The 11,048-nt window shown below is 72.7% G+C and carries 12 protein-coding genes; 6 read left to right on the plus strand and 6 right to left on the minus strand.

The annotated features are described in order from the left end of the window. Nucleotides 1–82: 82 nt before the first annotated feature. Entirely contained in the window at nucleotides 83–709 is a 627-nt protein-coding gene (locus QU602_RS15640) for a TetR/AcrR family transcriptional regulator (protein ID WP_308797381.1), read from the plus strand. Nucleotides 710–830: 121 nt separating this feature from the next. Further along, nucleotides 831–974 (plus strand): hypothetical protein, encoded by a 144-nt coding sequence (locus tag QU602_RS15645; RefSeq protein ID WP_308797382.1) that lies wholly within the window; start codon nucleotides 831–833, stop codon nucleotides 972–974. Here QU602_RS15645 and QU602_RS15650 read toward each other — a convergent pair. Beyond that, complete coding sequence (locus QU602_RS15650; RefSeq protein WP_308797383.1) at nucleotides 940–1,119, minus strand: hypothetical protein; 180 nt, start codon at nucleotides 1,117–1,119, stop codon at nucleotides 940–942. The two genes, QU602_RS15645 and QU602_RS15650, sit on opposite strands and share 35 nt — an antisense overlap. Before the next feature lie 161 nt (nucleotides 1,120–1,280). Here QU602_RS15650 and QU602_RS15655 point away from each other — a divergent pair, with 161 nt between their 5' ends. Next, entirely contained in the window at nucleotides 1,281–2,276 is a 996-nt protein-coding gene (locus tag QU602_RS15655) for an LLM class flavin-dependent oxidoreductase (RefSeq protein ID WP_373692945.1), read from the plus strand. Nucleotides 2,277–2,340: 64 nt separating this feature from the next. Here QU602_RS15655 and QU602_RS15660 read toward each other — a convergent pair whose 3' ends face one another. Then, a complete protein-coding gene (locus QU602_RS15660) occupies nucleotides 2,341–2,688 on the minus strand; it encodes a hypothetical protein (protein WP_308797385.1) in 348 nt (115 codons plus the stop codon). A gap of 199 nt (nucleotides 2,689–2,887) precedes the next feature. On the opposite strand from QU602_RS15660, the gene QU602_RS15665 reads away from it, so the two are divergent. The 3 genes from QU602_RS15665 (at nucleotide 2,888) to QU602_RS15675 (ending at nucleotide 5,709) form a co-directional block, all read left to right on the plus strand. Beyond that, a complete protein-coding gene (locus tag QU602_RS15665) occupies nucleotides 2,888–4,993 on the plus strand; it encodes a RecQ family ATP-dependent DNA helicase (protein ID WP_308797386.1) in 2,106 nt (701 codons plus the stop codon). Between the two features lie 66 nt (nucleotides 4,994–5,059). Next, a complete protein-coding gene (locus QU602_RS15670) occupies nucleotides 5,060–5,296 on the plus strand; it encodes a type II toxin-antitoxin system Phd/YefM family antitoxin (RefSeq protein ID WP_308797387.1) in 237 nt (78 codons plus the stop codon). Continuing rightward, complete coding sequence (locus QU602_RS15675; protein ID WP_308797388.1) at nucleotides 5,293–5,709, plus strand: type II toxin-antitoxin system VapC family toxin; 417 nt, start codon at nucleotides 5,293–5,295, stop codon at nucleotides 5,707–5,709. The genes QU602_RS15670 and QU602_RS15675 overlap by 4 nt, the downstream gene beginning before the upstream one ends. 99 nt (nucleotides 5,710–5,808) lie before the next feature. Here QU602_RS15675 and paaZ read toward each other — a convergent pair whose 3' ends face one another. The 4 genes from paaZ to QU602_RS15695 form a co-directional block, all read right to left on the minus strand. Then, nucleotides 5,809–7,923, minus strand: coding sequence for a phenylacetic acid degradation bifunctional protein PaaZ (gene paaZ / locus QU602_RS15680; RefSeq protein ID WP_308797389.1), 2,115 nt, complete (start codon nucleotides 7,921–7,923; stop codon nucleotides 5,809–5,811). Between the two features lie 102 nt (nucleotides 7,924–8,025). Further along, on the minus strand, nucleotides 8,026–8,838 hold the full coding sequence (locus QU602_RS15685) for a 3-hydroxyacyl-CoA dehydrogenase family protein (RefSeq protein WP_373692946.1): 813 nt from the start codon (nucleotides 8,836–8,838) through the stop codon (nucleotides 8,026–8,028). Between the two features lie 218 nt (nucleotides 8,839–9,056). Then, nucleotides 9,057–9,821, minus strand: a complete 765-nt coding sequence (locus QU602_RS15690; RefSeq protein WP_308797391.1) for an enoyl-CoA hydratase/isomerase family protein — start codon at nucleotides 9,819–9,821, stop codon at nucleotides 9,057–9,059. Beyond that, nucleotides 9,818–11,020: an acetyl-CoA C-acyltransferase gene (locus tag QU602_RS15695; RefSeq protein ID WP_308797392.1), complete on the minus strand. Its 1,203-nt coding sequence runs from the start codon at nucleotides 11,018–11,020 to the stop codon at nucleotides 9,818–9,820. Before QU602_RS15695 ends, QU602_RS15690 begins: the two co-directional genes overlap by 4 nt. Nucleotides 11,021–11,048: the final 28 nt, after the last annotated feature.

Consider the following 11,048-nt stretch of genomic DNA (forward strand, 5'->3'; position numbering starts at 1 on the left):
CGGTGATCCTGGGACTGTGAATTACCGACCGATCGTTCAGTAAGTATATCCACGGGGGCGTCGCAATGCCAGACTGGCCCGGATGACCGAACCGACGACCCTCCGCCGCGGGCGGCCCGGCTACGATCAGCGCGGCATCCTCGAGGTCGCCGTGGCCGCCTTCAACGAGTACGGATACGACGCGACCTCGATGGGCGTGCTGGCCGACCGGCTCGGGCTGTCGAAATCCGCGATCTACCACCACTTCGCCTCGAAGGAGGAGCTGCTCGACCGCGCGCTCGACGAGGCGCTCAGCGGGCTCGAGGGTGTGCTGCGCGAGTCGGATGCCTCGCCGGAACGGCCTGCGGCCGACCGTCTCGAGGCGGTGCTCCGCGGCGCGGTGCGCGTGCTCGTCGATGAGCTGCCGTACGTGACCCTGCTGTTGCGGGTCCGCGGCAACACCGAGGTCGAACGGCGCGCGCTCACGCGCCGGCGGGCGTTCGACCGGGCCGTCACCTCGCTCGTCGTCGAGGCGCAGGCCGAGGGGTCGGTCCGCGCGGACATCGACGCCGCGGTCGTCGCGCGGCTGCTGTTCGGCATGATCAACTCGATCGTCGAGTGGTACCGGCCCGGCGGGCGCGAGGGCGCGAGCCGGCTGGCCGACGACGTGGTCGCGGTCGCGCTCGACGGCCTGCGCGTCGCGCCGCCTTCGGAGCCGGACGCACCATGAGCGAGACCGCGAACAAGTCGTCGGGAGCACTCGTCGACACGCCGGCGATGCCGGCCGGCGACCGGCGTGTCGCGGGATTCTCCCGTCGACTCGCACGCTGCCACTGCGGCATCCGGCGGAGATGCTCGAGTACGGAGGTCAGGTGCCGCGTTCGGCGCTCTTCATGCCCGAGCTCGCGCTGCCACCGGTGATCGTCGTGGCCGCGATCGGCCTCGTCGCGAAGCGGCTCCTCATCCTGCGCACGCGCGGCGCCGACGCCGCGTGAGCGGAGCGCGGGCGCTGGTGCGGGCCTCGTCGGTGCGGGCCTCGGCGATGCGTTCCGCGACCATTCGGCGCTGCTCGAGCTCGCGCTCGATCCGCGCGTCGTGCTCGGCGAGCAGGTGCGGGAAGAGGTGCTCTGAGATCTGCATGTCTCCACGCTCGTCGCTGAGGCCCGGTCATCGGATCGGGTGGATGCCGTATCTTCCGATCGCGGCGGGTGAGGCGGAATAGGGCATCGCCTCAGTACGCTGAGTCCGACGTGACGAAACGCATCGGATTCCTGTCGTTCGGCCATTGGCACCCCTCGCCCATGTCGGGCACGAGGTCGGGGCGTGACGCGCTCGTGCAGTCGATCGAGCTCGCGGTCGCGGCCGAAGAGGCCGGCATCGACGGTGCGTACTTCCGGGTGCACCACTTCGCGCGCCAGCTCGCCTCCCCGTTCCCGCTGCTCGCGGCGATCGGGGCGCGCACGAGCCGCATCGAGATCGGCACGGGCGTCATCGACATGCGATATGAGAACCCGCTCTACATGGCCGAGGAGGCCGCGGCAGCCGACCTGATCAGTGCGCACGCCGGCGGTGAGGGCCGGCTGCAGCTCGGCGTGAGCCGCGGGTCGCCCGAGACCGCGCTCGACGGCGCGCACGCGTTCGGGTTCATTCCGGGCGACGGTCAGAGCGATGCCGACCTCGCCCGCGCGAAGACCGAGGTCTTCCGGGCGGCGATCGCCGGCGCGGGGGTCGCCCCCGCCAACCCGCAGATGACCGGTACGAGCGGGATGCTGCCGATCCAACCGCAGTCGCCCGGCCTCGCCGACCGCATCTGGTGGGGGTCCGGCACCCGGGCGACCGCCGAATGGACGGCGCAGCAGGGCATGAACCTCATGAGCTCGACGCTGCTCACGGAGGACACTGGGGTGCCGTTCGACGAACTGCAGGCCGAGCAGATCGGGCTCTACCGGCAGGCGTGGGCCGCGGCAGGCTGGGAGCGCGAGCCTCGCGTCTCGGTCTCGCGGAGCATCCTGCCGATCCTCACCGACGAAGACCGCGGCCTGTTCGGCGAGCGTGCCGCGGCCGACTCCGAGGATCAGGTCGGCTTCCTCGACGGTGGCCTCGCCCGATTCGGCAAGAGCTACATCGGCGAGCCGGATCGCATCGCGGCCGAGCTCGCGAAGGACGCCGCCGTGCGCGAGGCCGACACCCTGCTCGTCACCGTGCCGAACCAGCTCGGCGTCGACTACAACGCGAAGCTGCTCGCGACGATCGCTGCGCACATCGCGCCCGCGATCGGCTGGACGCCGACGCGCTGAGCTGCGCGGCGGCGTGCGCCGCTGCCTCCGCGGTGGCCGCTGCCGTGCTGAACCCGGCCGATGGTCAGAGGAACGGGTCGACGGGTTCGTCGTTGTCGGCATCGGGATCCGGCCGCAACACCGGACCCGTCGACAGCAGCTCGGCCATCCGGCGAAGCCGTCGCTCGACATCGGGTTCCGCGAGCTCGCCGTCGAACGAGTACATGTCCTCGGGCACCGATTCGACCCCGATCGGGATACCGGCGCCGATCAGCAGCCAGGCGGAGCCGACATTCCCGTCGGGCCGGCCGATATGCACCCGCACGATGTCGACGTCGCGGCGTTCCGCGAGCACCCGGGCGTACCGGAGCACCGCTTCAGCCATTCCGTCGTCCGCGAGGTAGGAACCTCCGGCGTACGTGATTCGTTGCATGATCCGATTCCCGGTCCGATGCCACGATGGGCGTGCGGACGCACTCAGAGGGCAATCGTAATGATCGACTCCGGATCGTGTACGGGGGTTGACGCCGCGGCCGCCGGTGGGGAGCATCGGTGCGGCACCGGTCACGGGCGGACACGTGTCGCTCCGCGGTGCAGAGGGGGCTGTCAGCGGCATCCGCTTGACTGAGCAGATGAGCGCGACCGCCACCGACACCCGAGCCGCAGCCCTCGCGGCGCTCCGCGAACTCGTCGGGCGCGACGACGCCGACTTCCACGAGGGGCAGTACGAGGCGATCGAAGCACTCGTCGAAGGGCGACGGCGCGCGCTCGTGGTGCAGCGCACCGGGTGGGGCAAGTCGGCCGTGTACTTCGTCGCGACGCTGTTGCTGCGGCGCGCGGGCGCCGGGCCGACCGTGCTCGTCTCGCCGCTGCTCGCGCTCATGCGCGACCAGGTCGCGGCGGCCGAACGCGCGGGCGTGCGTGCGGTGTCGATCAACTCGACGAACGCCCACGAGTGGTCCGACGTGCTCGCGAAGCTCGACGCCGACGAGGTCGACGTGCTGCTGGTCTCGCCTGAACGGCTGAACAACCCGTCGTTCCGCGAGCAGCAGTTGCCGGCGCTCGTGGGGCGCCTGGGCATGCTCGTCGTCGACGAGGCGCACTGCATCAGCGACTGGGGGCACGACTTCCGGCCCGACTACCGTCGGCTGCGCGACCTCATCGCGCAGATGCCCGCTGGCGTGCCCGTGCTCGCGACGACCGCCACGGCCAACAGCCGCGTGGTCGCCGACGTCGCCGAGCAGCTGGAGACGACCGAGGCGACCGACGTGCTGACGATCCGCGGCCCGCTCGCGCGCTCGTCGCTGCGGCTCGGCGTGCTGCAGCTGCCCAACTCGGCGAGCCGGCTCGGCTGGCTCATCAGCCATCTCGACGACCTGCCCGGCTCGGGCATCATCTACGCGCTGACCGTCTCGGCGGCGAACGACACGGCGCGGCTGCTGCGCGAGCGCGGGCATGACGTGCGGGCCTACACCGGGCAGACCGACGCCGACGAGCGCGCCGAGTCCGAGGGCATGCTGAAACGCAACGAGGTCAAGGCGCTCGTCGCGACGAGCGCGCTCGGCATGGGCTTCGACAAGCCCGATCTCGGGTTCGTGGTGCATCTCGGGGCGCCGAGCTCACCCGTCGCGTACTACCAGCAGGTGGGGCGTGCCGGCCGCGCGACCGAGAACGCCGACGTGCTGCTGTTGCCCGGCGTCGAAGACCGCGACATCTGGCACTACTTCGCGACCGCGTCGATGCCCGACGAAGATCGCGCACAGCGAGTCATCGGGGCACTCGCACCGGACCGGCCGACCTCGACGCCGGCGCTCGAAGCCATGGTCGACATCCGCCGCACGCCACTCGAGCTGCTGCTCAAGGTGCTCGACGTCGACGGTGCGGTGCGCCGCGTGCAGGGCGGCTGGGTCGCGACCGGCGAGCCATGGGTCTACGACGCCGAGCGCTACCGGCGCATCGCCGACGAGCGGGTCGCCGAGCAGCAGCACATGCTCGAGTACGAGACGACCGACGAGTGCTGCATGGCGTTCCTGCAGCGCTCGCTCGACGACGACACCGCGGCGCCCTGCGGGCGTTGCGACCGGTGCGCCGGCGTCTGGTACCCGCAGTCGCTCGCCGGGGACGCCGCAGACGCGGCCCGCAGCGCGCTCGACCGGGTCGGCGTGCCTATCGAGCCGCGAGGCATGTGGCCGACCGGCGCCGACCGGCTCGGCGTGCCCGTCAAGGGCAAGATCCCGCCCGCGGAGCGCCCGGCCGAGGGCCGTGCGCTCGCGCGGCTCACCGACCTCGGCTGGGGCGGCACGCTGCGCGAGCTCTTCGCGGCCGGGGCGGCCGACGCCCCGGTGCCGCCGCAGGTGCTCGCGGCGTGCGTGCGCGTGCTCGCCGACTGGGGCTGGGGCGAGCGGCCGGTCGCCGTCGTCGGCATGCCGTCGCGTTCGCGGCCGCAGCTCGTCGACTCGCTCGCGCGCGGCCTCGCCGAGGTCGGCCGCCTGCCGTACCTGGGCGCACTCGAACCACGCAACGACGGCCCCGAAGGCGGGCCCGGCGGCAACAGCGCCTTCCGGCTCGCCGGGCTCTGGGATCGCTTCTCGGCCGACCACCTCGGCCTGCCGGCCGGCCCGGTGCTGCTCGTCGACGACCTCGCCGACAGCCGCTGGACCCTCACGGTCGCGGCCCGCGAACTCCGCCGCGCCGGCGCCGCCGACGTCCTCCCGTTCGCGCTCGCGCTCCGCGGCTGAGCTGCGGCCGGTGCTGCGGCCGATCCCGTCTGAACCGCGCTGTATCACGCGTGATACACTGCGAGCATGTCAGCGGTGAGCATTCGGGAACTCCGAAACCACGGTGGGGCCGTCTTGGCTCGCGTCTCTCGAGGCGAGGTACTGACGGTGACCAATGACGGTGCGGAGGTCGCTGAGCTGCGGCCGCTTCCGCGTCGCGCGCTGTCGACGATGCAGCTCATCCAGCACCGCCACACGCTCCCCCACGTCGATGTCGCGTCGCTGCGTGCCGATATCGACGAGGTGCTGGACCCGTCGCTGTGACGCCACCACCACCACGCGGGCTGCTCGACACCTCCGCGCTGATCACGCTCGGCCGCATCCAGGATCCCGGCTCGCTCCCCGACGAACTCCTGATCAGCGCGGTGACGCTCGCGGAACTCAGCGTCGGGCCGCTGGTCGCGACGGACGACGAGACTCGAGCCGCGCGCCAGGCACACCTCCAGCAAGCGGAAGCGGATTTCGAACCTCTGCCGCTCGACGCGGCCTCCGCGCGCGCATTCGGCCAGGTGGCCGCAGCTCTCCGCGCGGCCGGCCGCAAACCCGCCGCGCGGACATACGACGCGCTGATCGCCGCGACCGCACTTGCGAACGACCTCCCGGTCGTCACGGCGAACCCGAAGCACTTCGAGGGCATCCCCGGGCTGGCGGTCATCGCCGTGAACCTCCCCTCCTGAACTCATCTCAGCCGAACCCAGACCAGCGCTTCGCGTCGCCGCGAGCTCGATCGGATGGCGTGAGCGCGGCGGGATCGGAAGCGGGCGACCGACATCGGGTCAGGCAGGCACAGCCTGCTTCGCGACCAGCGTGAGCACGTCGTAGGTGGCGACGAGCTCGTCGCGCTGGTTCTTCAGGACCGCATCCCAGCGCACCTCGCCGTATTCATCGGTCTCGCGCGGCGTGATCTGCTTCGCGGTGAGCTCGACGCGGATCGCGTCGCCGGGTGCGACCGGGGTGAGGAACCGCAGATGCTCGAGCCCCGAGTTGGCGAGCACCGGGCCCGGCGCAGCGTCCACGAACAGACCGGCCGCCCACGACACCAGCAGGTACCCGTGCGCCACGCGCCCCGGGAAGAACGGGTTCGCGGCGGCGGCCGCCTCGTCCATGTGCGCGTAGAACGTGTCCCCGGTGAACGTCGCGAACGTCTCGATGTCCTCGAGCGTGACCGTGCGCGGCGGCGATGCCACCTGGTCGCCGATGCGCAGCTCCGCGAGCGACTTCCGGAACGGGTGCGGCTCCCCCGAGGCCTCGTACGGCCGAGCCGCAGCACCCGCGTGCCATACCCCGGTCAGCGCCGTCAGCATCTCGGGCGATCCTTGCACCGCGGTCCGCTGCATGTGGTGCTGCACCGCGCGGATACCGCCCAGCTCCTCGCCGCCGCCTGCACGCCCGGGACCGCCGTGCACGAGGTGCGGCACGGGCGAACCGTGCCCGGTCGAGCTGCGCGCGTCGTCGCGGTCGAGGAACAGCAGCCGCCCGTTCATGGGCGCGATCGCCGACGCGATCGCGACGGCGACGTCGGGATCGTGCGTCGCGACGCTGGTCACGAGCGACCCGCCGCCGCGGGCCACGAGGGCGGATGCCTCGTCGAGCGAGCCGTAGCCCGTGATCGAGGCGACCGGGCCGAACGCTTCGACCTCGTGCAACGCCTCGGCCGAGGCATCCGTGAACCGCACCAGCATGGGTGCGACGAACGCCCCCTCGGGCGCCGGACCCTCGGTGCCGTCGGCGAGGCGCACGGCCGGAGCATCCGTCGACCCGATGACGAGCTCGCCGCCGGCCCGCTCGAGGCGGCCGACCTGCCGCAGCACCTCGTCGCGCTGCGCGAGCGACGCGAGCGGTCCCATGGTCACGCCCTCGGCGCGCGGGTCGCCGAGGACCACCCGTTCGGCGACCCGCGCTCGAACGGCGTCGATCACCGCGTCGACCGACGCAGCCGGCACGATCGCGCGACGGATCGCCGTGCACTTCTGCCCGGCCTTCGCGGTCATCTCGGTGACGAGTTGCTGCACGTACGCGTCGAACTCGGGCGTTCCGGCGACCGCGTCGGTGCCGAGCACCGAGGCGTTGATCGAGTCGGTCTCGCTCGTGAAGCGCACACCGCCGGTCTGCACCGACTCGTGTGCGCGCAGGCGCTCGGCCGTCGCCGACGAACCCGTGAACCCGACGAGATCGCCGAGCCGCAGATGCTCGAACAGGTCGGGCACGGCGCCCGACACGAGCTGCAGCGAGCCGTCGGGCAGCAGCCCCGACTCGACGAGGATGCGCACGAACGCCTCGGCGAGGTACCCCGTCGGCGTGGCCGGCTTCACGAGTGTCGGCATGCCCGCGAGGAACGCCGGCGCGAACTTCTCGAGCGACCCCCAGACGGGGAAGTTGAAGGCGTTGATCTGCACCGCGACGCCGGGCAGCCGGGTGTAGATGTGGCGGCCGAGGAACGACCCGTCCTTCGAGAGCGGCTCGACCGGTCCGTCGACGAGGACTCGGGCGTTCGGCAGCTCGCGCCGGCCCTTCGACGAGTACGTGAACAGCACGCCGATGCCGCCGTCGATGTCGATCCACGAGTCCTTCCGGGTCGCGCCCGTGCGCGCCGAGAGCCCGTACAGCTCGTCTTTTCGCTCGGAGAGCGCGAGCGCGAACCGCTTGAGCAGCACCGCGCGCTGATGGAAGGTCAGCTCGCCGAGCGACGCCTGACCGACCGTTCGCGCGTACTCGAGCGCCGCCCCGAGGTCGAGCCCTTCGGTCGACACGCGCGTGACCGGCTCGCCGGTCGTCGCGTCACGGACGACGGCAGCGGATGCCTCGCCGGCCGCCGTCGCGTCGGGCGCCGTCGGCGCCCACCATTCGCCGCGCACGAAGCTCGGCAGGATCGGCAGCTCATGGTCATTCATTCGTATACTCCCTCGGTTGGCGCTGCGCCACTTCTGCGGCGCCGCGCCAGCACTGTTGGCGCGGCGCTGCAGAAGTGACGCGGAGGAGGAGGGGCTGCCGGCTCATTCCGCCTCCCAGAGGTAGAAGCCCTCGCCGGTCTTCCGGCCGAGGCGCCCCTCGGCGACCATGCGGCGCAGCAGGGGCGGCGGTTCGAAGCGCGGGCCGAGCTCGCGGGCGAGGTACTCGGCGATGCCGAGCCGCACGTCAAGACCCACGAGATCAGTCAGCCGCAGCGGGCCCACCGGATGCCGGTACCCCAGCGTCATCGCGGCATCGATGTCCTCCGCGCTCGCGACGCCGTCTTCGAGCATGCGGATCGCCTCGAGCCCGAGCGCGACGCCCAGACGGGACGACGCGAACCCCGGGGCATCCGCCACGACCACCGGCGTCTTACCGAGCGCGCGGACCCAGCCGCGGGCCTGCTCGACGAGCGCGCCGTCGGTCGCCGCGCCGCGCACGAGCTCGACGAGCGCCGACGCCGGGACCGGGTTAAAGAAATGCATGCCGAAGAACCGGCCGGGCCGCGTCAGCGCGGCGCCGAGCTCGTCGACCGAGATCGACGACGTGTTCGTGGCGAGCGCGGCGCCCGGCCGGAGCACGGCCTCGGCGCGGGTGAGCGCGTCGATCTTCAGCGCGGCGTCTTCGGGCACGGCCTCGATCACGAGCCCCGCATCGGCGAGGTCGCCGAGCTCGACGCCCGCGGCGATGCGCGCCGCGAGCGCGTCGGCGTGCTCGGTCGTCGCGCCACGGTCGACGGATGCCACGAGCGAACGCCGAACGCGAGCGAGCGCCGCGTCCGCGGACTCGTCATCACGTTCGACGACGGTGACATGCGCTCCGGCGAGCACGAACGCGTGCGCGATGCCCGCACCCATGCGTCCGCCGCCGATGACGCCGATCTCGTGCGGAAGACCCGCCGCGACGGGATCGGGATCGCCGATCACGCCGCCGTCGGGCGCGAGGCCCGACCCGCTCTCAACGTCGGATCCGGCGACGCCCGTACGGCCGGCGCTGCTCAGCCCGGCGCCGCCCGGGCGGCCGCTGCCGCGACCCTCCACGCCGTCGACCCGGGGGTCGAACCGGTCTGCGTCGGTCATGTCCGCCTCCGCCGCCGCCGCTCGAGGAACGCGGTCATCCGCCGGTGCTTCTCGGGCGACTCGAACAGCTGCGCCTGCAACTCCAGGTCGATCTCGGGGTGGGCCGCGCGCGGTGCGAGGAACGCGCGCTTCGTCGCGATCGTCGCCGCGCGGTCGTTCGCGGCGATGCGGTCGGCGATCACGTGCGCGGCCGGCAGGAGCTCGTCGGCCGGATGAAGCTCGCTGACGAGGCCGGCGGCATAGGCCTCCTCACCGTCGATCACGCGGCCGGTGAGCAACAGCTCGAGGGCGAGCGACTCGCCGACCAGCTCGCGGAGCCGCCAGCTTGCGCCGGCCGCGGCGATGATGCCCAGGCCGGTCTCGGGGTTGCCGAACCGGGCGCCCGGCGTGGCGATGCGGAGATCGGCGGCGTACGCGAGTTCCGCCCCGCCACCGAGCGCGTAGCCGTCGACCGCGGCGATGACCGGCATGGGCAGCGCTCGGATCCGCATGAACGCGCGCGTGTTGATGCCCTCGAGCGCGTCGGCCGCGCGGCGTTCGCGGAGCTCGGCGATGTCGGCGCCGGCGGCGAACGTGCCGCCCGCGCCGGTCAGGATCAGCGTGCGCGGATCGCGCTCCAGATCGGCGCAGAGGTCGTGCAGGGCCTCGATCGTCGCGCGATCGATCGCGTTGCGCCGCTCGGGGCGGTCGATGACGGCGATCACCCGGTCATCACGGTGCTCGACGAGGAGGGGCGTGCCCGAGGCATCCGTCGTGCTCATCGCATCGCCTCGACGATCAGCGCCGTGCCCTGCCCCACCCCGACGCACATCGTGGCGAGGCCGTACCGCGAGCCCTCACGCTCCATGCGGCCGAGCAGAGTGACCACGAGCCGGCAGCCCGACGAGCCGAGCGGATGCCCGAGCGCGATCGCCCCGCCGTCGGCGTTGACCAGGGTGGGATCGAGGCCGAGCCGCCGGATGCTCGCGAGCGCCTGCGTGGCGAACGCCTCATTGAGCTCGATCGAGCCGATCTCGCCGAGCTCGAGTCCGCTCCGCACGAGCGCCTTCCGCGTCGCCGGCACCGGGCCGAGCCCCATCACCTCGGGCGCGACCCCGGCCGCGGCGCCGACGACCACGCGGGCCCGCGGGGTGAGGCCGTACCGCTCGACCGCGGCCTCGCTCGCGACGACGACCGCCGATGCGCCGTCGTTCAACGCACTCGAGTTGCCCGCCGTGACGACCGAGCCACCGGCCACGACCGGCTTCAGCGCCGCGAGCCGCTCGAGCGTCGTCTCGGGCCGCGGACCTTCGTCGGCACGCACGTCGCCCGCGGCGGTCGGCACCGGGATCAGTTCGGCGTCGAACCGGCCCGCGGCGATCGCGGCGGCCGCGCGCCGCTGACTGCCCAGCGCGAACTCATCGGCCTCCGCACGTGTGATGCCGTCTACCCGGGCGACCTCCTCGGCCGTCTCGGGCATGCTGAACGTCGCCTTGTCGCGCGCGAGGAGCCGCGGATTCGGGAATCGCCAGCCGATCGACGTGTCGAACGCGGCCCCGGGCCTGCCCCAGGCCTGCTCCGGCTTGGCCTGCACCCAGGGCGCACGGGTCATCGACTCGACGCCGCCCGCGACGATGAGGTCGGCGTCCCCTGCGCGCACCGCCTGCGCGGCCATCGTGATCGCCGACATGCCCGAGGCGCACAGCCGGTTCACGGTGATGCCTGGCACCTCGTCGGGCAGGCCGGCGAGCAGCACCGACATCCGGGCGACGTTGCGATTGTCTTCGCCGGCCTGGTTGGCCGCGCCGAGGATGACCTCGTCGACGGCCCCCGCCGCGAGCTCGACCGGCCCGATTCCGGCCCGGGCGAGCGCTTCGCCGACCACGAGCGCGGCGAGATCGTCGGGGCGTACGCCGGCGAGCGCGCCGCCGTACCGGCCGACCGGCGTGCGCACGCCGCCGATGAGGTACGCCTCTGCCATGCCACTCCTGACCACGCCGTCTCGACCC

Source organism: Agromyces protaetiae, assembly GCF_030866785.1.
Classification (GTDB): Bacteria; Actinomycetota; Actinomycetes; order Actinomycetales; family Microbacteriaceae; genus Agromyces; species Agromyces silvae.